The following is a 24,123-nucleotide window of genomic DNA, read 5'->3' as shown; positions in this document are numbered from 1 at the left end:
CGGGCACCGCCTGAGGATTACCGATCTGACCGAGCGCGTTCGCCGCCGAACCCCGAACACCGGCCTCCCCATCACCCGCCAGCGCAGTGACCAACGCGGGCACCGCCTGAGGATTACCGATCTGACCGAGCGCGTTCGCCGCCGAACCCCGAACACCGGCCTCCCCATCACCCGCCAGCGCAGTGACCAACGTGGACACCGCGCGAGGAGCACCGATCTGCCCTAGGGCATTGGCAGCCGAACCCCGGACGATGCCGTCGCGGTCGGCCCCGGTGGTCTCCAGGAGAGCGGGGACGGCCCGATGCGAGCGGATGCGTCCGAGCGCGGTGGCGCAGGCGCCGCGAACCGTGGCGTCCGAGTCCTCCAGCATCGTCGTCCGCAGGTCGTCGACGTCCTCCTCACCGCCGTTGCCGCTCAGCCAGTTCGCGCTGCGGCGGCGCGCGTCCGGATCGGTGTCCCCGCGCAGCCACGCCCGCCGCTTCGCGGCCCGGGCCTCGTCGCGATCGGGTCTTCTCGGTGCCGACTCCTTCTTGTTGCGCTCGTGCTTCCGGAGCAGTCGCTGCAGCGTCTGGGCGTCCAGCGACCCGTTCCACAAGGCGGCCAGGACGTCGTCCGCGAACCCCGGGTCCCTGGCGTTGAGCGCCCGCAGCAGACCGCGCTGGAGCCCGTCGCGAAGCACGGTCGGAGGCAGGCCGGCCAGCGCACCGGCCAGGCGGTCGCGCATCTGGCGCCCCCGATCGAAGCAACCGCCGAGTTGCCGCCACAGCGCGCCGCGCACCTCGTCGCCCAGCACACCCCGGTTGGCCACGAGGACGTCCACCACCAGCTCGGGTGGCAGCGGCTTGGCGTCCGGGGCGAGCAGACCGAGTACGGCGTTGTCCGGGTCGGATTGCAGGCCGACCCAGTCGCCCAGGCACTGGTCCAGGTATGCGGGGTCCAGCACGAAGGGTGGCGGGCCGGTGCTCTGCCAGGCGAGGGCCAGGCCGAAGTCCACGAAGGCCGGGTGCATGAGGCTGTACTGGCCGTCCGCCCCGTCACCGACCGGCTCCACCATCTGCGTGTGCAGGAACGCCTTCACCGTGCGGGCTGTCTCGCGCCTGTCGTCCCACACCAGGTCGAGCAGCGCCTCCACGTCCACGTCGACGAAGTCCGCGTTGCCCTTGCCCGTGGTGATGGCGGCCAGTGCCGCCGCGCACAGCGCCGCCTCCATGCCGAGCCCGCGCTTCGCCTCGCCCTCTTCCGCCGTGCCGGACCCGGTGCCGTTGCTGGGCCGGACCATGGTCTCCCGAAGCAGGTCCGCACGGCTGCGCGGGATGGCCCGGCCCTCCACGGATCGGGTGCCGAGCAGCCAGTCGGTCAGCAGCGACAGCATGAACGGGTTGGACGCCACGCCCAGCATGTCGCCCGACCTGATCTCGTCCAGCGCTTGGGTGGCCGATCCGTCGCGCATCCCCAGATAGCGCTTGATGTCCTGCTCGTCCAGCGGCTCGATGGACATCGTCTCGACATCGCGCAGCAAGGTCCAGTTCAGGTCATCGGATTCGCTGCGGGACGTCGCCAGCACCGTGAAGTCGTGCGATCCGGCCAGTAACTGCCAGACGAAGCTCCACTTGGCGGTGTACTTGAACTCGCGCTCCAACTCGTTCAAGGCGTCGACCAGGAAGACCACGCGGTGCTTCTTGATGTGCGCCTTCCACAACTTCTCGTCGAGGCCCGACGGGCGAAATCGCTTGGCGAACTCCTCGACGCTCAGGCCGTTCACGTCCAAGTGCCTGATCATGCGGTTGTCGACGACGGCGCAGGGGGTCTCCCGGTCCAGGAGCGCGATCGCGTACTGCAGGACGGCGGTGCTCTTGCCGCTGCCCGCGCCGCCGGTGACCAGCCACGTCTTGGGGATCGGCTCGTACTTGGTCAGGTACGACGGCAGTTGGTCGAGGAGGGCGTCGAACCGGAGGCGCTCCACGGCGGATTCGTCCGTGGAATCGCGGACCCGGAATGTGGGTGGAAGGTAGTGCCGGACAGTCCTGTTCGCCAGCCTGGCGCGCATCGCGCTGTACGGCGAACCAGTCATCCGTCCCTCGCGCCCGCTCCACGCCACCCCGACAAATGTGCTTCAAGTTACCACGCGGGGCGGCTGGTTGAGCCGGGATTCCATCGCGCCCGGTCCGCTCGGCACCGTCCACCGGACCGGCAGCGTGACCACGAGAAACGGGCACTCGGACGCCGTCAACGGCCCTGGATCCGACCACCCCAGCACTGAACGCCAAGGTGACCGCCGGGATGACCTCGGCTCGCGCCAGGACCTTCCGGTCGAGGGCCCCTGTTCCCGTTCGGCCGAGTTCAACCGGTGGGCCAGACGGTGAAGCCCCCTTCACCACAGCCGTACTGCGGCCGGCGTCCTCGACCTGACGCACGGCGCGATCGAGCATCCGATACGGCTGACCGACCGCTTCTTCGAGGACGCGCCCCTGCTGTACGCCTCCGGGATCCGCCACCTCAACCTCAGCGGCTCCGCACTGCCCGGCCTCGCCGCCGCCACCATGCGGGTGGACGGCATCCCGCACCTCACGGGCTGCAGTTCCTCGGACAGGTCCGGCTCGGTGAGACGCACATCGCCGGGACGGTGTTCCTGCCTACGCCTTCGCGTCGGAGGGCTGGTACCAGGCGCTGTCCCACGCCCTCATCATCACCGGCTGGATCCTGGCCACGACCGTCATCACCGGCGTGACCAGAAACGTCAGCCGTCAGTGAGCCGGCTCGCCGCGTGCCGGCTCGGGCGACCACTGCAAGCGAGGGGCACAGCCCGCGGCCGGTTGCCGGAGGCCACCGGCCGGTACTCGTGGAGCTAAGCCGCCTTGCGCCGCGCCGCACCTACGCCCGGGGCGGGCTCCTGTGCGTCTTCGAACGGCAAGGTTTCGTCTTCCCCGAAGTCGGGGGCCTGGAAGGGGTTGGTCGCCGGAGGCGGCGATGCCGCCGAGGAGCGGCGGGGTTGCCCTTCCAGGGCGGAGAACAGCGACGTCATGATGGGAGGACTCTCTCTCGTTGCAGATCCCTGAAGGAACCTGGTTGTGCCGTGACCGGGCACAGCGGTCTCACAACTTGGTCATCTTGGCGTACGGGCTCAAGATCCGCATTTGCGCCGAGCCGAAATCCACGAGCACCGCGACTCCGTCCTCGATGCCGACCACTCGGCCGAGGCCGTACATGTCGTGCGTGACCTGGTCGCCCACGGCGAAGTACTTGGGAGCCGGTGTGACCGGTGCCTTGAAGGGGCTCGTGGGCAGATGGCGCTTCGGCGCAGCAGGCTTTGTCATGGCTCAGTATGCGCCTTTGTGAGGCCCGTTTGCTGTGGCCGTCGGCACAGATCCACACGAGAACAACCGCTTAACGCCGCTGACCTGCGGTTTCGAGACCTGCGGAGGCAAAACTGGACCGTAGCTATTCTTCGCCGACCTTGGCTGACGCCTGCATCGGGCACGGCCGGGACGGGGCGGGGCGCATCATTCGCCGTCACACCTCTCCGGACCAGGCTCACCGACCCCTCATCGAGCCCGTCGCTCTCCTCCAGATGGAGGTGAGTCCCGTCGGGTGTGCCGTCCTGGGCGAGTGTGAGCAGACGGCCGGCCAGTGTCCGAAGGCCCGCGGTGTTGGCCTCGATGACGATCTCCCCACCCGGATCGCGGACCTCGACGCGTGCGCGTTCACCCTCGGAGGGCCCAGAGAGGGCCCGGCGGTGTCGCCGCGGACCCTCAGTCACGAAGAGGAGCAGCCTCCAACCCGGTTTGCGAGCACGGCCTTCCCTTCGCCCATGTGGATACGCAAGAGGCCCCGGAGCTCTCGACGCACTCACCATCCACGTCGGCCCCGACGACTCCGTACTCCGCCGGCATCCCGCCCCAGCGGATCCACGAAGTACGCCTTCGGTTCGTGGCCGACAACGACGGTCACCCCACGTCTGCCCCACCGGAAGGTGTCCGTGGCAGGCCGTTGAACCGGTCGGCGACGATCATCGCCACATCGTCCGCCAGGTTTTCGCCGGTGTGGCGGGTCAACGCCTGGTGCAGTCGCTCCAGGAATTCCGGTGGGGTGGGGTCGGCGCCTATCCCCTCCATGGCCTCTGGCAGGGCGAAGAATTCGCCGTCGCGATCGCGCGCCTCGATCACACCGTCGGTGTACAACAACAGACGATCCCCGGGGAGGAACGCATAGCTCTCAGGCTTCTCGGGGAGACCGGTCATCAGGTCTTCGAGGCCGAGCGGCGGCGACTCCAAGCTCGGCGTCAGGGGTGCGGCCCTGCCCTGGTGCAGCAGCAGCGGTGGTGGATGTCCACGGTTGACCAGCTGCACCACGGGCTGGTCCGGCACCTGCGCGATGAGCGCCGTGGTGAAACCCTCCAGCAGAACCTCTGGCCCATAGGCACCCGGCACGGAGATCTCCCGTCGCAGGGCGGCCGCACAGCGGTTCATGACCTCCACCAGGTCCTCCTCATAGTGCACGGCTTCCCGGAACGCGCCCAGCGCCACCGCGACGGCTCGCACCGCGGACAGTCCCTTGCCCCGCACGTCCCCGACGATCATCCGAACGCCATAGCGCGTCTGCACGGCCTCGTACAGATCACCGCCCACCCGTGCCCCGGTCCCGGCCGCAAGACACAGGCTGCCGGCCCGCAGCGGGCCCAGGCGCGCGGGCACGGCCCGCAACACGACCTCCTGGGCCGCCACCGCGATGCGGCGGACCTGGTCGAGCTCCCTCTGCCTGCGCTCCTGCATGGCGCGACTGGTGATGAACCCGGCCACGGAGACCAAGGCCAGAGCCAGGAAGTTGCTGTAGACCTGCAGCGTGCCCCACGCCCCGTTGTAGGTCGCGGTGGTCACGCTGATCGCCAGCGCGAGGGCCGCCGCCGCGGTGGTGCCCTTGGTCCCCAACGTCACTGCTGCCAGCGCCGGGACCGCGGTGAGAAAGGGGCCTGTATAGATGAAGTGCGCAGGCGTGAGCTCGATGACCAGCACGGCCAGCGCGATCAAAAAGGGCACACACTGCATCAGCGTGAGGAAGACCCGGTGATGACCGCCTGCTCCAGGCCACGAGGGTGAGCGCAAGAGCGATTTCATGCACCAAGCCTGCCTCGCTGGAACCTACGGCTCCACCCGGCCGCCCCGGACAGCCCCGGAGACCGGCCCGGCCCATTTACAGCAGAGGAACCATCGGTGGCGACGGATCAATGACTCGGCGCCCGTCGCAGGCTCCTCGGGCCGTGACCGTGAGGCAGGCTCGCGACGACCGGCGGGATACCCACTTCGAAACAGACCCCAGGCCGGCGGCAGGTCAGGTTCACCGTCGTCGTTCAGTACACGCGTAAGTCGAAAGACCGCCGTTACGATGCCGGCAGGGGACAGACGATCGGCGTGATCAAAGCCTTCTGCCGCAATCACCACAACAACAAATGCCCCGCATGGATGCATCCGTGACAGACCCCGAAGACCGAGAGCAGCAGGCAGATGTCACCCGCCTGCTGCTGTACTACCTGAACGCGCCCGTCGCCGACTACTGCCATCTGCGCGGCGTCCTCCCCGCCCCCGGCGCCGTACGGATCGCCGTCCGCGCCGGGGAGGACGAGTACGCCATGAGCTTCCTGTACGAGCTCCCCCACGACACGGTGACGCCGTACTACATCCCCGGCCTGCTGCGCACCGTCCTGTCCGGGCCCCAGATCTACAGCAGCAGCGACGTCGACGAGGTCATGGGGATGACGCTCATCCGCCTCCGCCCGCAGGAGATCACCCCGACTCCGGAAACCGAACAAGGCGAGGCACTCACCGTCGTACGCGCCCTCTCCGACCCCGGAGACGACGAGAACCCGTTCCTGATCGGCTTTCTCATGCACGGCGACGGCCTGATCCGTCTGTACGTGCAGCGCCCCGACCGGCCGGGCATCATCGGGGTCGACATCCGCCTGACCGGGACGCCGACGACCGCCCTCCTCGCCTCCCTGCCCTCCCTCATCGGGGAGGAGCAGTACCGGCGCCCGGCCCCGGACGACCCGCACTGCGACCTACTGGTCGACCTGACCAACTGGTAGTGCTCTGCCGAGTACGAGGCCGGCCGGCGCCGCTGGGCCCTGAGCATCGACGCCTCCGAGCAGACCGCCCTCACCCACGCGCTGAGCCACTGCCCTGACGTCCCGATCACAGTCACCAGTGCCAGGTAGCCGAGATCGTAAGCCCCGGCCCGCACCGACGGGCCGGGGCTTCACCACACCGCGCCCTCGAAGAGCTACGCATTACGAGTGGTCCGATCTTGGTCCAAGCATGTCCGGCTGCATCCACCCAGAATGAGTACCTGTGCATGTCAGAGGCTTGGTATGCGTTGGTCTACGTGACCACTGCGCGGCACAATTCTCTTGATCCACTCCCCGCTCACTCCCCGGGGGCTCAACCAAACAGCTCCAGTCCGTTCCAGCTGCGTTCGCCGCCCGTCGCCCAGGCATCCAGTAGCTGCCGGGCCTCGGCCTCAGGGGCGGCCAGCCAGACAGTCTGTGAGCCGCCGTGTGTCGGCACGCTGGCCTCATCCCAGTCGACGCGGCCCTCGCTGCAGCATGCGCACAGCATGTGGAAGCTGCTCGCCGGCTCGGCGCCGAAGTCCTGCGCGAAGAATGAAGCCACCAGGGCGTCGACGTCGGATGCATCCGCTGCGTTTACGGTCGCATGCAGCGTCGGCAGCGAAGAGGCCTCGAAGAGCAGCAATTCGTCGAAGACAGCGACGCTCTGGCCGTTGTACGTCCGCTCGCCAGTCGGCTCCCCATCGTGCACGACGATCTCGCCGAAGCGACGGCCTTTCGTGGCAGGGACGTTCATCACGCGTCCTCGCGTCGGGCAGAGCCGCTGTATCCAGACCACCTCGCGCTCGCCACCCGCGTCCAGCCGTACGCACGCCGGGCCAAAGGCGCCGTTGATCTCCCCCTCGCCCGCCGGCATCGGGATCCCGAAGCCCTCCCAAGCGTCACGGGCGGTCGCCCAGTCACGCTGGATTGTGGCGGCGACCCCCAGATTCCAAAACGCCGGGTCCTGCTCACCGCGCGGCGAGCGGGCGGCAGCCTCACGGCCGAGTTCGTAGGCCTTTGCCCAGTTACGCAGAAACTTGTACGCCAGTGCTGCGTCGTACCACCACACCGCGCTGGGGCCCTCGTCCGGATAGTGAGCAAGGACCTGCTCGTACAGCTCAGCGGAACGCAGCCACTCCTCCGCGTCCCACATCTCGCGAGCCCGTTCCAGCAACTGCTTCGCCTCAGACTTCTCCACGCCCCTGCCCCTCCCTCTGACCAGGGAGGGAGTTTGGCACGACGGCTGAAGGGGTGCTGGAAGGGGGTGTCGAAACGGTTGCGTCCAGGGGAGCGGCGTACAGGTTCGACCTGATCCGGGGCCAGCGAGTCAGAGGCCGGTAGCAAATTCGCCACCGGCCTCTGTGTATCAGCATCAATGTCAGTGCTCCTTGCTAGCTTGCCTGGTGGAGTGAGACCGGTCAGAGAACCTTCGAGGTCCGCGGTCAAGGGGGGGTGGGCACAAAGGTCCCCGGGAGCCACCTCGGGACTATGTTGCAGGCCCCAGACCCCACCCCCCTCATCCCCCGGTCGACACACTTTCCAACTGTGTGAGTTGGGTGTGGGTGTGTGTACGGGGGCGTTCACCTGCGTTCATGGGCGGCTCGTCACCGGATTGGGATCGGCTTCCGGTCTCGGCTGAACGGCGGTGAACCAGGCTGAAATGAGACGGAAAGTGGGACGGGCGCGGCGGTCGTTGTCATTACAGCCTCGTACTGGGCCGTACTCGGCTGTTTGGCCGACGAAGCGAGATGCCGTGCCGTGCGTCGCGGGCGTCACAGGACTTCGACCTGTGATCATGGAGCGTTCATTGAAAGTGATCGACGAGGAGCTCCAGGTCGCGGGGGCCGGTGTGTCGCCGCCGTGGGGTGCCCGTGGAAACGCGTTGTGGGTGATGCGGTGAACTGGTTGACCTCGCTGCCGGCAGTGGTGCTGGTTGTGGGCGGGCTCGTGCTCGCCTTCCTGGTCGCAGCCGTGGCGCGCATCGGCGTCCGGGCGCTCGTACCGGTCGAGGAACGGGACCGGGTGCCGCAGATCGCCACGCCCCTGATGCCGACACTCGGCGCTGCCTTCGCGATCTTTGCGGCACTCTCACTGGCCAGCGAGGCCGGCTACCTGCGCGCAGCAGAGGGGTTGGTGAGCGACGAGGCGGCCGCGGCCTCCCGCCTGGCGTGGGCGGCGACAAGTCCGCGAGTCCAGTCGGAGCCGATCCATGCGGCACTGCTGGACTACTTGCAGACCACGCGTGCCAGGGAATGGCAGGGTGCGGCAGCGGCGTCCGGTAACGACCCGTCCACCGCCCGCGCGATCGCACGGCTGGAGCGGAGCGTGCGCGACGAGGCGGCCCGGCCCGAGTTGGGAACCCCGACCGGCACGGAGCTGGTGGCTTCCCTGGACGGTGTCATCAGCAATCGTCGCGCCCGCGTCGCGGCCGCCTCGCGCAGCATTCCCGCGCTCTACGTCGTCACGCTTGCGGTCAGCGGACTGGCCTTGATCGTGAATGCCGGCGCACTGGTCTTCCGCAGCAGCCTGCGAACGTCACTGCTCATCGTGGGTGTTGCGAGTGTGGTCGGGCTGAGCCTGGCGTTGCTCTTCGCACTCACCGCGCCCTGGAGTGGACCGCTCATCGTCAGTGGGCACTCACTCGACGTCGTCATCAGGGACCTGAAGTCCGGCTTCTTCCACGGCGGGTCGTAGGCGGCGGGCGCGATCAGTACAGGCGCAGGAAAGCTGCCTCCCCCCCAAAAAAACACGTCAGTCACCCCCCCCCAGAGAGCCCAGCTTCGTCCACAGGCCGGCGGAGCCTCAATGGGTGTGCCGGCGCCGGCAACTGTGATCAGTAGCCGGTCTACTGATCAATTCTTCCGCTGACCAGCGGGCCTGAAGAAGCCCACGGCTCTGACCAGCTCAGATGCCGTGGGCTTCTGTCGTTGTCGGTCGGCGTCGGCTGACCTCGGACGGCCCGGGGACGGCCCAGTGGCCCTCACAGGCAACTGCCCGCACCCGGGGGCGGTGCGATGAACCGCGCGGCGGGTGACGGGCTGGCAGCTGCTTGCGGAGTCGGGCCGGCGTCCGCAACATCGCCTCCGGTCTCCCCCGGGCAGCCCGGGACCGAACCCGACCGCCCGGCCCTCCTCGGCCTGGCGTGGTCAAGATAACGAGGCCGAACTATGCCGAAGCCCTGGGAGCCCACCCGGCACGACAGCCCGGATCGCTGACCTGCCTGCCAATGCCCCGACAGGCAAAACGGTCCGACGGGCCGACGGGCGAACCGCCGGACCGCCGGACCGCTATGAAGGATCAGTCTTTGAAGGTGATGATGTAGACCGGGCTGTTAGAGCTGCCCTCGTTGTGCACTACCGGACAGGACGTCTTCTGCTCGCTGTCCTTGGTCTTGACCTGAATTCCGCAGAAGGGCGAATCGTCCCAGTTGAGTGTGTTGATGTTGCTGAGCACGGGGATGTTGTCCCCCTCGTTACCGGTGTCAGCGCTGGCCCCGCCGATGCCGGCGAAGAGGATTCCGCAGGTGGCTACGGCCACCGCTGCAATCTTCTGGACGTTCCTCATATTTTCTCCTCCGCTGCTCTGCCCCAGGTCGGGCAGACACCTGGAGAACGATGCACAAAAAGGATCAGAGCGTAACGTCATTCATGCTTTGATCACTCCTACGGCCGTACAAGTCACGAAGCGCCTGAAGCGAGGTTCGGCGATCGCTGGCGTGACCTGCGGAGACCTGCTTTGGGTCAAAGCACCCCGCGTGCGCAGTCGTTGCCCTTTCCCTTGGGTTGCTGTACCTGGCTGCCGTACCGCAACTCCCCGCCGTCAGTCCCCCCTGTTAGCTTGCCTGACGGGATGAGACCGGTCAGAGAACCTTCGAGGTCCGCGGTCAAGGGGGGTGGGCACAAAGGTCCCCGGGAGCCACCTCGGGACTATGTTGCAGGCCGCAGACCCCACCCCCCTCATCGCCTGGCCAACACGCTTTCCAAGTCTGTTGGTGGTCTTACTGGCCCGATGCCGGGGCGTTCACCTGAGCTCATGTCCGTCCGGCCGTTCAACGAGAGCCGTCGGCCGGACCCTCCTCTTTATGCATCGCTGGGTCGCCCTGCTTGGAGGCCTCTGTTTCCTCGTTGCTGTCGACTATCGCAATTTTGGTCTTTGGGTCTACGACTACTTGGATCGGAGGAACCCTGTTACCGCCAGGCCGATGATGACTCCGGATCGCTTGAGGTCCATGGCAGGGGTGATGGCAGTGCTCTTCCTGGGCTTGCTCGTCTATCTCCTCGGCGGACTCGTATAGACGCTGGCGCCGGCAATGACACTTAGCTGGTTCGGAAGATCGCGTATGCGCTTGCGCGGTGACCTGACAAGATGCTGACCTGCGCGTTTTTGATCTGGTTGCCGTGACTCCCCGTTGCTCCCTGTACGGTCCCCCCTCATCGGGCACGCAGGGGGCACGCATGGCTCTGTGCCGCGTTCTCAGCCCTTCTGCGCTCCTGAGCCGGTCCTGGGTCCTGCTCGGCTCTCACGCCATTCTCTGGCTGGCACACACGCTTTGAGGTCCGGCCTATCCGTATCTGGTCGATCACCACGAACCGCTGTTTCGTCAAGGACCGGGTCGGTCGGGGCAACAGCAGGTCCGGACGGCCCTGGGCTGATCGCCCGACCCGGAGCGAGGCTGGAAGGAACAGGCCCGCTCTGCTGCGTCGGGCGGACGCCAACGGATCGACCTGAAGCGGTGATGACCGTGTGCAGCACAAGCAGACAGACCGTCTCGGTGCTTGTGGCCGTCGCGCTGGCCGGCACGGTGGCTGCCGGATGCGCGGCAGCCGACCCTACGTCCAGCCGTGCCGCCCTTCACTCGACCGCCGCGCCAAGCTCCTCCGGCAGCAATTGCTGGAGGTCGGGCACAACGGGCAACGACTGGGACAACTGGGATTCATGGGGACCCGGCATGGGGTCGGGCATGATGGGCAACGACTGCTCGTGGGGCCCCGGCATGATGGGCGGGCACTACTGGCAACGCGGTGACGGCACCCCGGTGCAGACCCTGGACCAAGCCCGACAGCGCGCCGACGCCTTCGCCCACCGGCTCGACCTGCGCGTTGGCGAGGTCATGCAGTTCTCGAAGAACTTCTACGCCGAGCTGAAGACCCCCTCCGGGAGGCTGGCCACCGAGATCCTCGTCAACCCGGCCAACGGTGACACCGGGATCGAGTACGGCCCGGCAATGATGTGGAACGCCGACTACGGTATGCACCCTCGCGGCCAGACACAGACCCGGCTCTCCCCCGACCAGGCCCAGCACCGCGCCCAGCAGTGGCTGCGTGACCGGCGCAGCGACCTGACCGCCGCCAAACCCGACGCGTTCCCGGGCTACTACACCCTCCACACCATGCGCACCGGGAAGATCAACGGCATGCTCTCGGTCAACGCCTCCACAGGCGCCGTCTGGTATCACACCTGGCACGGCACCTACATCTCCACCAGCGAGCACTGAACGTGCCAGGAACCGTGTCCCAATCGCCGCCCCACCTGCCGGCAGCGCGCGCGAGACGCCCGGCGCCCATCTCACGGCTGCCCGTCTGTTCCTCGGGCCGGAGAAGCAGCCGGGACCGGGCCCGAAAGGCTTTCGGACGGGCGCTCCGGCCACAGGAGCCGGAGGCCTGAGGGCCCGGAAAGGGCCCAGGCCGTGAAAATGCCCCTGATCCGCGCTTCCTGCGCAGGTCAGGGGCATGATCGCTCAACCTACTTCTTCTTGCCCTGGTTCTTGACCGCCTCGATGGCCGCTGCCGCCGCCTCCGGGTCGAGGTACTTGCCGCCGGGGGTCACCGGGTGGAAGTCGGCGTCGAGCTCGTAGTACAGGGGGATGCCCGTCGGGATGTTGAGGCCCGCGATGTCGGCGTCCGAGATGCCGTCCAGGTGCTTGACCAGGGCACGCAGGGAGTTGCCGTGGGCGGCGACGAGGACCGTGCGGCCGGTCAGGAGGTCGGGGACGATGCCGTCGTACCAGTACGGGAGCATGCGGGACACGACGTCCTTGAGGCACTCCGTGCGCGGGCGCAGCTCCGGCGGGATGGTGGCGTAGCGGGCGTCGTTCGCCTGGGAGAACTCGGAGTCGTCCGGGAGCGGGGGCGGCGGGGTGTCGTAGGAGCGGCGCCAGAGCATGAACTGCTCCTCGCCGAACTCGGCCAGCGTCGCCGCCTTGTCCTTGCCCTGCAGGGCGCCGTAGTGGCGCTCGTTCAGCCGCCAGCTGCGGTGGACCGGGATCCAGTGGCGGTCCGCGGCCTCGAGGGCCAGCTGGGCCGTGCGGATCGCGCGCTTCTGGAGGGACGTGTGGACCACGTCGGGGAGGAGGTCGGCGTCCTTCAGGAGCTCGCCACCGCGGACTGCCTCCTTCTCGCCCTTCTCGTTCAGGTTGACGTCCACCCAGCCGGTGAACAGGTTCTTCGCGTTCCACTCGCTCTCGCCGTGGCGGAGGAGGATCAGCTTGTACGGTGCGTCGGCCATGCCTCAGAGCGTAATCCACGTGTTCGGGCCGTCGCCCGGCCCGCTCGGTGGGCGGACGGGCCGGCCACCGAGCGGGCCGTTCCCGTCAGGCGTCCCGTACGGCTCACCTGCGGCTCCCGTTAATCGAGTGGCCGCCGCCCGCCCAGTACATGTAAGTTGCGCTTACCGTTTGAGCCGCTTACATTTCCGTACCCGTGGGGGGTCCCGTCCATGTCTGTCGCGTCCGTCGCGTCTGTCACCCGTCTCAGACGTGCCGCCCGGGAGACCGTCTCCGGGCTGCCCCGCGAGTTCTGGTGGCTGTGGACGAGCACCCTGGTCAACCGGCTCGGCGCGTTCGTCGCCACGTTCATGGCGCTGTACCTCACGCTGGACCGCGGGTACTCGGCCTCGTACGCCGGTCTCGTCGCCTCGCTGCACGGGCTCGGCGGGGTCGTCTCCTCGCTCGGGGGCGGGGTGATGGCCGACCGGCTCGGCAGGCGGCCCACCCTGCTGATCGCCCAGAGCGCCACCGCCGTGTCCGTCGCGGTGCTGGGATTCATGCAGGACCCGGTCACCATCGCCGGCGTCGCCTTCCTGGTCGGCATGGCCTCCAACGCCTCGCGGCCCGCCGTGCAGGCGATGATGGCCGACATCGTCCGGCCGGAGGACCGGGTGCGGGCGTTCTCGCTGAACTACTGGGCGATCAACCTCGGCTTCGCCGTCTCCTCCATGGCGGCCGGGTTCATCGCCGAGTTCAGCTATCTCGCCGGGTTCCTGATCGAGGCCGTGATGACCCTGGCGTGCGCGGTGGTCGTCTTCCTCAAGCTGCCCGAGTCACGGCCCGTGGCCACGGCCAAGCGGGCGGACGGTGACGTCGGGCTGGGCACGGTGCTGCGCGACGGGCGGTACATGGCCGTCGTCGGGCTGTCCTTCCTCGTCGCCCTCGTCTTCCAGCAGGGGTCCGTCGGACTGCCGGTGGCCATGGGCCGGGCCGGGTTCACGGCCGCCGACTACGGCTTCGCCGTCGCCGTCAACGGCGTCCTCATCGTCGCGCTGCAGATCCCCGTCACCCGCTTCATCGAGCACCGCGACCCGCGCACGCTCCTCGTCGTCTCCTCCCTGCTCGCCGGGTACGGCTTCGGGCTCACCGCCTTCGCCGGGTCGGTCGGTGTCTTCGCGCTCACCGTGTGCGTGTGGACGCTCGCCGAGATCGTCAACGCCCCGACCCAGACCGGGCTGGTGGTACGGCTGTCTCCGGTGCACGGGCGCGGGCGCTACCAGGGGATGTACACGCTGTCGTGGTCCGTGGCCGCGCTGGTGGCACCGCTCATGTCCGGCGCGGTCATCGACCGGTTCGGCGCGGAGTGGCTGTGGGCCATGTGCGCCGGCGTGGGGACCGTGGCCGGGATCGGGTACGGGGTGCTCATGCGGCGGCCGCCCGCCGAACGGCGGCCGGCCGAGACCGCCCCGGCGGATGCGGAGGCCGAGCTCAGCGCGGCCTGAGCGCGGACGGACCGAAGGGGCGAGCCCCCTGCGCGCGGTGCTCCGCGGGCAGGGGGCTCGTCGCCGTGGGCGCCGGGGGGGCCGGCGCCCGGGCGATCAGAAGGAGGCGTAGACGCCGACCCGGTTGAACTGGGCGGCGGCGCCCTGGAGCTGCCCGACGGCGCCCTGGACCGTGTCCGTGACGGTGCCGAGCTGGGCCAGCAGGTCCGTGCTGTTGAGCGCGGCGGGACCGGCGACGATGCCGGCCTGCGGGTCCAGGCCGCCGGAGACGCCGTCCAGCTCGGCGTCGGAGATCTCGGCGGTCTGGACCTGGGGAGCGGAGGTCATGTCGAAACTGCCCTTCGTTGGAGGTTCCACAAGGGGGGGAGCGGCCCCGCTGGGGACAGACGGCTTGGCCGCGACCGCGGGTGCGTGGGGCATCCGTTTCCGGACGCCCTGGCTTGAACCCGGCGGCGCGATGGATCAAATCACGGAGCGTGTCCGGCATCCAGTCGACCGGCTTGCGTCACGGGGCAGTTGAGGGCACCGGCTCCTCATCCGTGCCCACCTGGTCATCGATTGAGGGCAGCATCTCCACAAGCGGTTCGGCGCACAGGGGCCGTAGCTCTTGCCAGGGCGGTCCCGATCCGGACAACTCCGCACCTATCGCGTTCGCGGGCGCGGGCTTGCGCATGCGCTGTGCAGATTCGGTCACCGATGCATTCGGGCACCCTTCAGCACCTTGTCCACCCCGTTCCGCGGCCCGTACACGGCGAGCCCGACGAGGTCCAGGTCGGCGGTCCCCACCGCCCGTACGGCCGCGCGGTTGTCGCGGTCGTTGCCGGTGGCGAACAGGTCGGAGGTGAACACCGACCGGGGCAGGGCGCGGGACAGGGCCCGGGCGTGGGCCGCCGTGAGCGTCTCCTTGGTGCCCTCGAAGACCAGCACCGGCTGGCGGAACATCGGCAGGTAGGACACGCCGTCGGCGTCCTCGTACGGCTCGCCGATCACCTCGGGGACCCGGCTGCCCAGGCCGCTGACCAGGAACGCCGTCACGTTCAGGCGCTGCCAGGGCGCCAGGTCCTCGCGGAGCAGTACGGCGATCTTGGTGTCGAAGCGGACGGGGGCGGCGGCCGGCTCGGCATGCGGTTCGGTGTTCATGGAGTGAGACTGCCGACCGGGGCGCGCCGCGGTCTTGTACGTTTTTTGCGTGGCCGCCGACCAGCCCGACGTCTCCGCCTGGCGCCCGCGCGTCCCGGGTGTCGTGGAGGTCTTCCACGCCCACTTCACCGAGTACGCGTACCCGATGCACGTCCACGACGCCTGGACGCTGCTGATCGTCGACGACGGCGCCGTACGGTACGACCTCGACCGGCATGAGCACGGCACCCCGCACGACACCGTCTCGCTGCTGCCGCCGCACGTGCCGCACAACGGCTCCCCCGCCACCCCGCACGGTTTCCGCAAGCGGGTGCTGTACCTCGACGGCAGCCATCTCGGCGACGAGCTGATCGGCCCGGCCGTGGACGGCCCCGATCTGCGGGATCCGGTACTGCGGCTGCGGGTCGGGCAGTTGCACTCCGTCCTGGCCCGGCCCGGCGACGAGCTGGAGGCGGAGAGCCGGCTGGCGCTGGTCGGGGAGCGGCTGCGGGAGCATCTGCGGGGCCGGGACGCCGATGCCCGCCGTCCCGGCCGCGGCCCCGGTCTCGCCCGGTCCCTGCGCGACCTGCTCGACGAGCACGTCACCGAGGGGCTGGCGCTCGCCGACGCGGCGCGGCTGCTGCACGCCCATCCGGCCCACCTGGTGAGGGCGTTCAGCGGTGCCTACGGCATTCCCCCGCACCAGTACCTGATGTCCCGCCGGGTCGGCCGGGCCCGGCGGCTGCTGCTGGACGGGCTGCCGCCGGGTGAGGTGGCGGTGGCGACCGGGTTCTGCGACCAGGCCCATCTCACCCGGCACTTCAAGAAGCTGGTGGGCGTGCCGCCGGGGCGCTACCGGCTCAGTGCCCGGTGAGGGCGCGCCGGGTCACCTGACGTCGACGTAGTCGCCGGCGGCCGTGGCACCGCCGGTCGTGGACGTCTCGCCGTAGGTCCAGCGCCAGTAGCCGTCCGCGGCCGCGGTGACCGTGGTCTTCAGGTAGCCCGCGGAGTCGGCCTGCACGATCTTGACGGTGGAGTAGGTGCTGGTGCCCGCCTTGCGGAACTGCAGCTTGGCCGACTTGCCGCCGAAGCCGGTGTAGGTGTGCCTCACCCAGTCCGCGCGGGTGAGCCGGCCGGACACGGTGAGCTTCTTGCCCTTGGCGACGGGCTCGGGCGAGGCGTTGACGGTGGCCTTCCCGGCGCGCTTGACCTGCACCGAGCCGAAGCCGGTCAGGTACTCCTGGCTCTTCGGCTGGCCGTCCGCGCCCCAGATGCGCGCGGAGACCGCGATCTTCCAGGTCGTGGCGTCGTTGTTGGAGTCCAGCCGGTAGGGCGGGTCGATGTACAGCTCGCCGTCGCAGTCGGCGGCGTGCGTGCCGTCCTCGTAGCAGGTGGTGGAGCCGGTGTAGATGCCGCCGTCGTCGGCGCCCTTGGCGGCGGTGGTGTCGTGGTACAGGAACGGGAAGGCGTCCACGTCCGGCAGCTTGGGGCCGGACGGCCAGGACATGTAATACGTGAAGTCCGGTGTGACCTCGGCGGTGGTGCCCACGATGATGGGCTTGCCGTGGTTCACCACCAGGTTCGACACCTTGATGCCGGTGTCCGCCGCCGCCGCGGGCGGCGCGGCGTACGCCCCCAGGGCGAGCGCTCCCGCGAGCGCGACCGCGGAGCCGGATCTGCCTGCGCGCATGCACAACCTCTTGCTGGTGAGAGAACGGTGAGGACCCGGTAAGGATTCGGGTCGCCGCAGGCTAACAGCAGGCGTGCGAACGCCGGTTCGGGCCCCCGTCTCCGGTCCCGTCGGTCGGCCGGGCGCCGGATGGGGCGCGCCGACGCCGGTTCGAACCCCGGGCCTCGGTCCCGTCAGTCGGCGGGGCGCTCGATGAGATGGCTGAACGCGTCCAGGTTCCGGGTCGACTCGCCGCGTGAGACCCGCCAGGCGTACTCCTTGCGGATCGCGGAGGCGAAGCCCAGTTCCAGCAGGGTGTTGAAGGCACCGTCGGCGGCCTCCAGGACCTGGCCGAGGAGGCGGTCGGTCTCCTCGGGCGTGATGGCGGCCAGCGGCAGACGGGCGGTGACGTAGATGTCGCCGAGCCGGTCCACGGCGTAACTCACGCCGAACAGCTTGAGGTTGCGCTCCAGCAGCCAGCGGTGGACGCCCGCCTCGTTCTCGTCGGGCTGCCGGATGACGAAGGCGTTGAGGGAGAGGGTGTGGCGGCCGACGATGAGGCTGACCGTGGTGGAGAGTTTGCGGGTGCCGGGGAGCTTGACGACGTACGTCCCGGACTCGGGGCTCTCCCACTCCAGCTCCGCGTCCTTCAGGACGTCCTCGACGACCTGTGTGGCCTTCTCGACATCACCCATGCTGGGAGCGTACGCGACGGCGGTGGGACTGGGTCGCGGCCGTGTAGACGTCGGCGGTCGCGGCCGCCGCGGTGTCCCAGCCGAAGCCCAGCGCGTGCCGGGCGGCGGCCGCGCCCATGCTGTCCGTCAGCGAGGGCTGGTCGGCGAAACGGGCCAGCACGCGCGCGTACTCGGCCGGACGGTGACCCTGGACGAGGAAGCCGGTGGCGCCGTCGCGCACGGCCACCGGCAGACCGCCGACCGAGGCGGCGAGCACCGGGGTCCCGGCCGCCTGCGCCTCTATGGCGACCAGACCGAAGGACTCGCTGTAGGACGGCATGACCAGGACGGAGGCCGCCCGGAACCAGTCCGCCAACTGCTCCTGGCCGACCGGCGGGCGGAACTGCACGACGTCGGTGATGCCGAGGCGCGCGGCGAGCTTCTGCAGGCCCTCGGGCCTGGCGAGCCCGCTGCCGCTGGGCCCGCCGACGACCGGTACGACCATCCGGGAGCGCAGCTCGGGCCGCTCGTCCAGCAGGGCGGCGACCGCCCGGAGCAGCACGTCCGGCGCCTTCAGGGGCTGTATACGGCCCGCGAAGAGGGGGATCAGGGCGTCCTGCGGGAGGCCGAGGCGGGCGCGGGCGGCGGCGCGGCCGTCGGCGGGGCGGAAACGGTCGAGGTTCACGCCGGGGTGGACGACGGCGACCTTGGCGGGGTCGGCCGCGTAGTGCCGGACGAGTTCGCCGGCCTCCTCCTCGGTGTTGGCGATGAGGCGGTCGGCGGCGGCGACGATCTGGGTCTCGCCGATGACGCGGGCGGCGGGCTCGGGGGTGTCGCCGTCGGCCAGGTTGGCGTTCTTGACCTTGGCCATGGTGTGCATGGCGTGCACCAGCGGCACGCCCCAGCGCTGGGCGGCGAGCCAGCCGACGTGGCCGGAGAGCCAGTAGTGGGAGTGGACGAGGTCGTAGTGGCCCGGGCGGTGGCCGGCCCACGCCTGCATCACGCCGTGCGTGAAGGCGCAGAGCTGGGCGGGCAGGTCCTCCTTGGCCAGACCCTCGTAGGGACCGGCGTCGATGTGCCGGACGAGGACGCCGGGGGCGAGGTCGACGCGGGGCGGGAGGCCGCCCTCGGTGGCCCGGGTGAAGATCTCGACCTCGATGTTGATCGCGGCCAGCCGCTGGGCCAGCTCCACGATGTAGACGTTCATGCCGCCGGCGTCACCGGTTCCGGGCTGATGGAGCGGCGAGGTGTGCACGGAGAGCATGGCGACGCGGCGGGGCCTGCGGTGCAGCCTGAGCCGCGGGGGTGCCGCCGGGGAGCGACGCCCGAGCCTGCTGACGTACTGGCTCACGTGGCGTTCCTCCTCGGTGCGGCCATGCCTGCCGGAGGACCGACAGCGCCCTCCAGGGGGTGCAACAGCCGATGAGTGCCCCGCCATTTCCCGATCAGGCGCCTTTACCGAATCATGACCTTATCTCGCTCAACCGTTCGACAGCGTGGTGCGTGGGTGGCCGACGGCAACGGGCTCGGGCTCCACGGGAGGGCCACGCTTACCCTCGTAGGCATGACTGCCCGCGCCGCGACCCTCCCCCACTCTCGGCTTCGCTCGAGCGGGGGGACCCCCGTCGTGGGAAACGTGACGCGCGGGACCACCAACCCCAACCGGCTGCGCCGCATGGACCGCTGGATCGCCGCCACGCACGGTGCCGCGCTGCGCCGCGCGGCCGACCCGGTGGCGATCGACCTCGGGTACGGGGCCGCGCCCTGGACCGCCGTGGAACTGCTCGGCCGGCTGCGCACCGTCGCGCCCCGCGCGCGCGTGGTCGGTGTCGAGATCGAACCGGAGCGGGTCGCGGCCGCCCGACCCTACGAGCGGGACGGGCTGGCCTTCCGGCACGGCGGCTTCGAGATCCCCGTGTCCGGGCGCCCGGTGCTGGTGCGGGCCGCCAACGTGCTGCGGCAGTACGACGAGGACCAGGTCGCCGCCGTGTGGCAGCGGCTGTGCGCGCGGCTCGCGCCGGCGGCCGGCGGCTCGCCCGGGGGTCTGCTGGTGGAGGGGACCTGCGACGAGATCGGCCGGCGGCACGTCTGGGTGGCGCTGGGCCCGCAGGGCCCGCGGACGGTGACCTTCGCGACCCGGCTCGGTTCGCTTCAGCGGCCCTCCGACCTCGCCGAGCGGCTGCCGAAGGCGCTGATCCACCGGAACGTCCCCGGCGAGCCGGTGCACGCCTTCCTGCGCGACTTCGACCGCGCCTGGGCCGCCGCCGCGCCGTACGCCTCGTACGGCGCCCGTCAGCGCTGGATCCGCGCGGTGCGGGACCTCACCGCCGACTGGCCCGTGACGGACTCGGTCGCGCGCTGGCGGCAGGGAGAAGTGACCGTCGCCTGGAGCGCGTTGGCGCCGCGCGCCCACTGAGCCTCCGCGAACCGGCGTGCGGCGGCCGCCGGGAACGATCTCGGTGCGTCGTTCGTCACATCGGCGAGGAGATCGTCGTACGCGACGCAGGCCAGGGGAGACGCGCGGAGGGGGCGGTGAGTGATCGAGGCGTGCGCGAGGGCGCGGAGGGCGGGCGGAAACCCGACTTCCCATGACCTCTGTCGTTTCGCGTGCCGCCATGGCACGATCCATCGGACGACCGCAAGTTACTGACGGTTAACCAGCTTGGGGGACTGTATGGGGACGGGCAAGCGCGGCCTGCTCATGGCCGCCGTGACCGTGGTCTGCGCGGTGACCGTGCTGGCGGCGCCCGGCACGGCGTTCGCCGCTCCGACACCCACACCGAGCGGGAGCGCGACACCCGGCGCGTCCCCGAGCCCGACGCCCCCGCAGAGCAAGGACCTGGAGAAGGTCCGCTCGAGACTCGACCGTCTCTACCACGACGCGGCCGTGGCCACCGACGCCTACAACGCGGCCGAGGAGAAGACGAAGAAGCAGTCCGCCCGGATCGCCGCGCTGACCAAGAAGATCACCGAGGGCCAGGAGAAGCTGGAGCGGCTCAGGAACCAGGCCGGCGCGTCGGCCCGGGCCCAGTACCGCACCGGCGGACTGCCGCCCACCGCCCAGTTCCTGCTCAGCGACGACCCGCAGCGGTTCATCGACGGCGCCGGGACGGTGCTGAACGGCCAGCGGGCCACCAGCAAGCTGATCGGCGAAATGACCCGCACCCAGCAGGACTTGCGGGACTACGCCGACGACGCCTCCGCCCAGTGGAAGAAGCTCGAGGTCAACCGCAAGGCCAAGGCCGCCGCCAAGAAGCGGATCAAGCGGCAGATCTCCGAGGCCGAGCAGCTCGAGGACCGGCTCGAGAAGAAGGAGAAGGAGCGGCTCGCCGAGCTGGAGGCGGAGGCCGCCGACAAGGCGCAGACGGAGTGGCTGGACACCGGCGTCCTCAACGACATCAAGACCAAGGCCTCCAAGCAGGGCCGCGAAGCGGTGGAGTTCGCCACCGCCCAGCTCGGCAAGCCTTACGTGTGGGGCGCCGAGGGCCCCGACTCCTACGACTGCTCGGGCCTGACCTCCCAGGCCTGGGCCGACGCCGGCCGGCCCATCCCGCGCACCTCGCAGGAGCAGTGGAAGCAGCTCAAGCACGTCGACATCAAGGACATGCGCCCCGGCGACCTCATCATCTACTTCGGCGACGCCAGCCACGTCGCGATGTACGCCGGTGACGGCCGGATCATCCACGCCCCGCGGCCGGGGCGGACGGTGACGGTCGCGGGCGCGGGCACGATGCCGATCCTGGGCATCGTACGGCCGGACGCGTGACCCAGCTCATGTGACGGCCCGCACGTCGGGCGCCGCGCGCCTGCCCGCGGGCCCCTGCGGCCCCCGCCGAGCGCCGGCCGTGTGACCCACCGCACGGCCAACCCCCGCACGAACCAGGGCGATGCGTGAGCTTCGTCATCCCCGCCGCACGGGCGGCCTGTCCAACTGCGTTACGAATCGCGGCATATGACAGGGGCCTGCGCGGGAGCGACGCGGCTCACACCATTCCATCCAGGCGGGCAGTACCGCTATGGTCACCCGTCGGTGGGTCGAGGTCCCTCGCCCCACCTGCCCTCGGGGGGAGGGAAGGAAAACAGGACGATGCCCGTACCCGTACCGCGGCAGAGAGCGATCCCGGCCGTGGAGAGTGGTCAGGCGCAGGCCGTCGCCCAAGGCGGCCCCCTCAAGGAAGAGGCTCACCGCAACGCCACGGCCGGCGCCAACAGCGCCACTCTCACCCTGCTGCTGATCGAGGACGATCCGGCGGGCCTGCCGATCGTGCCCGACATGCTGGACCCCTCCGGCAAGCCGGTCCGTGTCCGCACAGCCCGCAACCTCACCGAGGCCGAGCGGCTGCTCACCGACGACGTCCACTGCATCCTGCTGGACCTCGCGCTCCCGGCGCCCGGCCGCCCGCACGACGAGGACGCCGACGAGCTGGCCGTGCTCCGGCACGTGCTGCAGCTCGCGCCCCGGCACGCCGTGCTCGCGCTGACCGCCTCCGGCGACGCCGAGCGCGGCGCCGAGGCCGTGCGCGTCGGCGCCCAGGACTACCTGTTCCGGGACGAGCTGGACGGCCGGCTGCTCAGCCGCGCCATCCGCTACGCGGTGGAGCGCAAGCGCTCCGACACCGCCGAGCGGCGGCTCGCCGAGGGCAAGCTGCGCGCCCAGGAGAACCGCCGGCTGGAGCGGGGCCTGCTGCCCACGCCCCTGCTGGAGGGCTCGTCGCTGCGCTTCGCCGCCCGCTACCGGCCGGGCCGCTCCCGCGCCCTGCTCGGCGGTGACTTCTACGACGCCGTACGCACCCCCGACGGCACCGTGCACGCCATGATCGGCGACGTCTGCGGCCACGGCCCGGACGAGGCCGCGCTCGGCGTGGAGCTGCGCATCGCCTGGCGCGCGCTGACGCTGGCCGGGCTGTGCGGCGACGAGCTGCTGGGCACGCTCCAGGAGGTGCTGGAGCACGAGCGCGCGGACGAGGAGATCTTCGCGACGCTGTGCACGGTGGACATCGCCCCCGACGGCCGCCGCGCGGGCCTGTGCCTGGCCGGCCACCCGTCGCCGCTGATCGCCCGCCCCGGCCGGGCCCCGAAGCTGCTGCCGTACGAGAACAACGGCCCCGCCCTGGGCCTGCTGCCCGGTGCCCGCTGGCCCCGGATGCAGGTGGAGCTGGGCGCCGAGTGGAGCCTGATGCTCTACACCGACGGCCTGATCGAGGGCCGCGTCGGCACGGACGGGGAGCGGCTCGGCCAGGACGGCATGGTGGACATGATCCGTCGCCAGCTGGCCGAGGGGCTGCGCGGCGAGGATCTGCTGCGGGCCGCCGTGAGCGAGGTACGCGACCTCAACGGCGGCGAGCTGACCGACGACGTCGCGGTGGTCCTGCTGGACCGCACGTCCTGACCACCCGGCGGTCCGCCGTTCAGCGGCCGCCGTTGTACGGACCGTAGGGGCCGTCGCTGCTGCTTCCGCCGCGGCGGCGGCCCCAGCCGTTGCCGCCGGAGGCCTGCCTGAGCGCGGGACGCACGTCGACGATGTAGACGATGCTCGCGATCACACCGGCGATCGGCAGGATGGACAGGAGCGAGAACAGGTAGCTGACCACGAGCGCGATGCCGAGGATGATCAGCCAGAAGACCTTGTTCTGCTTGTCGGCCGCGCGGAAGGCGTCCTCGCGCCGGAAGGCGGCGTCGAACAGCCCGAACGCGGCGAGGGCCATCATGACGATCTTCAAGATCCCCATCAACCCCGCGAAGCCCAACATCAGCATGCTGTCCACCGCCCGTTGTCTCCCGATCCGTACGCGGCCACCGTACCCGTAGAACGGGCCGGGCACCCCAGGGGTGCCCGGCCCGTTCAGGTCCTGCCGGACGTGCTCACTTGGCCGGCGGGGTCGTCTTCTTGACGGTCGGGGTGACCTTGCGCGGCGCCGGGGCCTTCTTCGCGGCGGACTCCTTGGCCGCGGGCTCCTTGACGGCGGACTCCTTCACCGCGGGCTTCTTCACCGTGACGGGCTCGGTCCTGACCGCGGCCGGCTTCGGCTCGGTCCTGACCGCGGCCGGCGTCGGCTCCGTCCGGATCTCGCCCGGCTCGGGCTTGCCCTCGACGACGATGGCCAGGTCCTCGATCTCCTCGGCGGCCTCACCGCGCCAGTTCCGCACGGTCTGCTCACCGTGCTCGGCGACCTTCTCGTAGGCCTCGCGCGCCTTGACGGCGTACTCGGCGGCGACACCGACCCCGCGCAGGGCGAGGTCCTGGGCGTTCTCGCCGAACTTCTTCAGGTCGACGTCGAGGGTGCCGATGAACTCGTTGACCTTGGTCTGCAGGGTCGTCTGGGCCTCCTTGGCACGACTGGCGGCCTTCTCCTGCACGGCCTTCGGGTCGGTGTTGCGCACCGCCTCGATACGGGCCGGCGCCTCGGCGCGCAGCTGCTCGACCAGGGCGGGCACCTTCTTGGCCTGCTGGAGCGCGAGGTCGGCGGTGCCGGCGGCGAAGTAGAGCGGCTTCGGGTCGCTGAGGGTCTTGCGCAGGTCGTCGGTGATGGCCATGGTGAGGGTCCTCCCGGATTCGCGTTCGGCTGAGGTTGGTG

The 24,123-nt window shown here is 70.0% G+C and carries 21 protein-coding genes; 8 read left to right on the top strand and 13 right to left on the bottom strand.

Annotated elements, in window-relative coordinates:
* The 3 genes from ACFVVO_RS12870 to ACFVVO_RS12860 all read right to left on the bottom strand — a co-directional run.
* Positions 1-1,963 (bottom strand): HEAT repeat domain-containing protein (locus tag ACFVVO_RS12870; RefSeq protein ID WP_390054291.1); only part of this gene is annotated, 1,963 nt, incomplete at its 3' end.
* Positions 1,964-3,092: 1,129 nt separating this feature from the next.
* The gene (locus tag ACFVVO_RS12865; protein WP_390054289.1) at positions 3,093-3,314 is read right to left on the bottom strand and encodes a CarD family transcriptional regulator; all 222 of its coding nucleotides are present in this window, start codon (positions 3,312-3,314) and stop codon (positions 3,093-3,095) included.
* Between the two features lie 630 nt (positions 3,315-3,944).
* Positions 3,945-5,111 carry a PP2C family protein-serine/threonine phosphatase gene (locus ACFVVO_RS12860; RefSeq protein ID WP_390054288.1) on the bottom strand — a complete coding sequence of 389 codons (1,167 nt, stop codon included), beginning with the start codon at positions 5,109-5,111 and terminating at the stop codon, positions 3,945-3,947.
* 353 nt (positions 5,112-5,464) lie between these two features.
* On the opposite strand from ACFVVO_RS12860, the gene ACFVVO_RS12855 reads away from it, so the two are divergent.
* Complete coding sequence (locus tag ACFVVO_RS12855; RefSeq protein WP_390054287.1) at positions 5,465-6,079, top strand: hypothetical protein; 615 nt, start codon at positions 5,465-5,467, stop codon at positions 6,077-6,079.
* Between the two features lie 352 nt (positions 6,080-6,431).
* Here ACFVVO_RS12855 and ACFVVO_RS12850 read toward each other — a convergent pair whose 3' ends face one another.
* The gene (locus ACFVVO_RS12850; protein WP_390054285.1) at positions 6,432-7,298 is read right to left on the bottom strand and encodes a tetratricopeptide repeat protein; all 867 of its coding nucleotides are present in this window, start codon (positions 7,296-7,298) and stop codon (positions 6,432-6,434) included.
* A gap of 698 nt (positions 7,299-7,996) precedes the next feature.
* Between ACFVVO_RS12850 and ACFVVO_RS12845 the strand changes: the two genes are divergently transcribed.
* Positions 7,997-8,794, top strand: coding sequence for a hypothetical protein (locus tag ACFVVO_RS12845; RefSeq protein WP_390054283.1), 798 nt, complete (start codon positions 7,997-7,999; stop codon positions 8,792-8,794).
* Between the two features lie 603 nt (positions 8,795-9,397).
* On the opposite strand, the gene ACFVVO_RS12840 is transcribed toward ACFVVO_RS12845, so the two are convergent.
* Positions 9,398-9,664 (bottom strand): hypothetical protein, encoded by a 267-nt coding sequence (locus ACFVVO_RS12840; RefSeq protein WP_390054281.1) that lies wholly within the window; start codon positions 9,662-9,664, stop codon positions 9,398-9,400.
* A 1,384-nt stretch (positions 9,665-11,048) separates the two neighbouring features.
* On the opposite strand from ACFVVO_RS12840, the gene ACFVVO_RS12835 reads away from it, so the two are divergent.
* On the top strand, positions 11,049-11,594 hold the full coding sequence (locus tag ACFVVO_RS12835; protein ID WP_390054279.1) for a hypothetical protein: 546 nt from the start codon (positions 11,049-11,051) through the stop codon (positions 11,592-11,594).
* Between the two features lie 248 nt (positions 11,595-11,842).
* On the opposite strand, the gene ACFVVO_RS12830 is transcribed toward ACFVVO_RS12835, so the two are convergent.
* A complete protein-coding gene (locus ACFVVO_RS12830; protein ID WP_390054278.1) occupies positions 11,843-12,604 on the bottom strand; it encodes a phosphoglyceromutase in 762 nt (253 codons plus the stop codon).
* A gap of 210 nt (positions 12,605-12,814) precedes the next feature.
* Between ACFVVO_RS12830 and ACFVVO_RS12825 the strand changes: the two genes are divergently transcribed.
* A complete protein-coding gene (locus ACFVVO_RS12825; protein WP_390054276.1) occupies positions 12,815-14,086 on the top strand; it encodes an MDR family MFS transporter in 1,272 nt (423 codons plus the stop codon).
* 96 nt (positions 14,087-14,182) lie between these two features.
* On the opposite strand, the gene ACFVVO_RS12820 is transcribed toward ACFVVO_RS12825, so the two are convergent.
* Positions 14,183-14,413 carry a hypothetical protein gene (locus ACFVVO_RS12820; RefSeq protein WP_390054274.1) on the bottom strand — a complete coding sequence of 77 codons (231 nt, stop codon included), beginning with the start codon at positions 14,411-14,413 and terminating at the stop codon, positions 14,183-14,185.
* A 363-nt stretch (positions 14,414-14,776) separates the two neighbouring features.
* Entirely contained in the window at positions 14,777-15,226 is a 450-nt protein-coding gene (locus ACFVVO_RS12815) for a DUF2000 family protein (protein WP_390054273.1), read from the bottom strand.
* A gap of 49 nt (positions 15,227-15,275) precedes the next feature.
* Between ACFVVO_RS12815 and ACFVVO_RS12810 the strand changes: the two genes are divergently transcribed.
* Entirely contained in the window at positions 15,276-16,079 is an 804-nt protein-coding gene (locus ACFVVO_RS12810) for an AraC family transcriptional regulator (protein ID WP_390054271.1), read from the top strand.
* A 12-nt stretch (positions 16,080-16,091) separates the two neighbouring features.
* Here the strand turns inward: ACFVVO_RS12810 and ACFVVO_RS12805 are convergent, their stop codons facing one another.
* The 3 genes from ACFVVO_RS12805 to mshA form a co-directional block, all read right to left on the bottom strand.
* Complete coding sequence (locus ACFVVO_RS12805) at positions 16,092-16,895, bottom strand: hypothetical protein (protein ID WP_390054269.1); 804 nt, start codon at positions 16,893-16,895, stop codon at positions 16,092-16,094.
* A 173-nt stretch (positions 16,896-17,068) separates the two neighbouring features.
* Positions 17,069-17,569 carry a YbjN domain-containing protein gene (locus ACFVVO_RS12800; protein ID WP_390054267.1) on the bottom strand — a complete coding sequence of 167 codons (501 nt, stop codon included), beginning with the start codon at positions 17,567-17,569 and terminating at the stop codon, positions 17,069-17,071.
* Positions 17,562-18,899, bottom strand: coding sequence for a D-inositol-3-phosphate glycosyltransferase (gene mshA / locus ACFVVO_RS12795; protein ID WP_390054266.1), 1,338 nt, complete (start codon positions 18,897-18,899; stop codon positions 17,562-17,564). The genes ACFVVO_RS12800 and mshA overlap by 8 nt, the downstream gene beginning before the upstream one ends.
* Before the next feature lie 276 nt (positions 18,900-19,175).
* On the opposite strand from mshA, the gene ACFVVO_RS12790 reads away from it, so the two are divergent.
* The 3 genes from ACFVVO_RS12790 to ACFVVO_RS12780 all read left to right on the top strand — a co-directional run bounded on the left by ACFVVO_RS12790 (position 19,176) and on the right by ACFVVO_RS12780 (position 22,937).
* Complete coding sequence (locus ACFVVO_RS12790; protein WP_390054264.1) at positions 19,176-19,964, top strand: class I SAM-dependent methyltransferase; 789 nt, start codon at positions 19,176-19,178, stop codon at positions 19,962-19,964.
* A gap of 258 nt (positions 19,965-20,222) precedes the next feature.
* Positions 20,223-21,314: an NlpC/P60 family protein gene (locus ACFVVO_RS12785; RefSeq protein ID WP_390054263.1), complete on the top strand. Its 1,092-nt coding sequence runs from the start codon at positions 20,223-20,225 to the stop codon at positions 21,312-21,314.
* Positions 21,315-21,635: 321 nt separating this feature from the next.
* On the top strand, positions 21,636-22,937 hold the full coding sequence (locus ACFVVO_RS12780; protein ID WP_390054261.1) for a PP2C family protein-serine/threonine phosphatase: 1,302 nt from the start codon (positions 21,636-21,638) through the stop codon (positions 22,935-22,937).
* A 19-nt stretch (positions 22,938-22,956) separates the two neighbouring features.
* Here ACFVVO_RS12780 and ACFVVO_RS12775 read toward each other — a convergent pair whose 3' ends face one another.
* Both ACFVVO_RS12775 and ACFVVO_RS12770 read right to left on the bottom strand, forming a co-directional pair.
* Positions 22,957-23,304 carry a DUF2516 family protein gene (locus ACFVVO_RS12775; protein ID WP_390054888.1) on the bottom strand — a complete coding sequence of 116 codons (348 nt, stop codon included), beginning with the start codon at positions 23,302-23,304 and terminating at the stop codon, positions 22,957-22,959.
* A gap of 106 nt (positions 23,305-23,410) precedes the next feature.
* The gene (locus tag ACFVVO_RS12770) at positions 23,411-24,082 is read right to left on the bottom strand and encodes a hypothetical protein (protein ID WP_390054260.1); all 672 of its coding nucleotides are present in this window, start codon (positions 24,080-24,082) and stop codon (positions 23,411-23,413) included.
* Positions 24,083-24,123 lie beyond the last annotated feature (41 nt).

Source organism: Streptomyces sp. NPDC058145 (genome assembly GCF_042884245.1).
GTDB lineage: Bacteria > Actinomycetota > Actinomycetes > Streptomycetales > Streptomycetaceae > Streptomyces.
This window is presented reverse-complemented; position numbering and strand designations above follow the sequence as displayed.

Excerpts from the sequence above, each read along its gene's own strand:
- ACFVVO_RS12840 (WP_390054281.1), bottom strand. The coding sequence starts at position 9,664 with ATGAGGAACGTCCAGAAGATTGCAGCGGTGGCCGTAGCCACCTGCGGA.
- ACFVVO_RS12835 (WP_390054279.1), top strand. The coding sequence starts at position 11,049 with ATGGGGTCGGGCATGATGGGCAACGACTGCTCGTGGGGCCCCGGCATG.
- ACFVVO_RS12775 (WP_390054888.1), bottom strand. The coding sequence starts at position 23,304 with ATGCTGATGTTGGGCTTCGCGGGGTTGATGGGGATCTTGAAGATCGTC.
- ACFVVO_RS12780 (WP_390054261.1), top strand. The coding sequence starts at position 21,636 with ATGCCCGTACCCGTACCGCGGCAGAGAGCGATCCCGGCCGTGGAGAGT.
- ACFVVO_RS12825 (WP_390054276.1), top strand. The coding sequence starts at position 12,815 with ATGTCTGTCGCGTCCGTCGCGTCTGTCACCCGTCTCAGACGTGCCGCC.
- ACFVVO_RS12800 (WP_390054267.1), bottom strand. The coding sequence starts at position 17,569 with ATGGGTGATGTCGAGAAGGCCACACAGGTCGTCGAGGACGTCCTGAAG.
- ACFVVO_RS12770 (WP_390054260.1), bottom strand. The coding sequence starts at position 24,082 with ATGGCCATCACCGACGACCTGCGCAAGACCCTCAGCGACCCGAAGCCG.
- ACFVVO_RS12865 (WP_390054289.1), bottom strand. The coding sequence starts at position 3,314 with ATGACAAAGCCTGCTGCGCCGAAGCGCCATCTGCCCACGAGCCCCTTC.
- ACFVVO_RS12820 (WP_390054274.1), bottom strand. The coding sequence starts at position 14,413 with ATGACCTCCGCTCCCCAGGTCCAGACCGCCGAGATCTCCGACGCCGAG.
- ACFVVO_RS12830 (WP_390054278.1), bottom strand. The coding sequence starts at position 12,604 with ATGGCCGACGCACCGTACAAGCTGATCCTCCTCCGCCACGGCGAGAGC.
- ACFVVO_RS12805 (WP_390054269.1), bottom strand. The coding sequence starts at position 16,895 with ATGCGCGCAGGCAGATCCGGCTCCGCGGTCGCGCTCGCGGGAGCGCTC.
- ACFVVO_RS12860 (WP_390054288.1), bottom strand. The coding sequence starts at position 5,111 with ATGAAATCGCTCTTGCGCTCACCCTCGTGGCCTGGAGCAGGCGGTCAT.
- ACFVVO_RS12815 (WP_390054273.1), bottom strand. The coding sequence starts at position 15,226 with ATGAACACCGAACCGCATGCCGAGCCGGCCGCCGCCCCCGTCCGCTTC.
- ACFVVO_RS12785 (WP_390054263.1), top strand. The coding sequence starts at position 20,223 with ATGGGGACGGGCAAGCGCGGCCTGCTCATGGCCGCCGTGACCGTGGTC.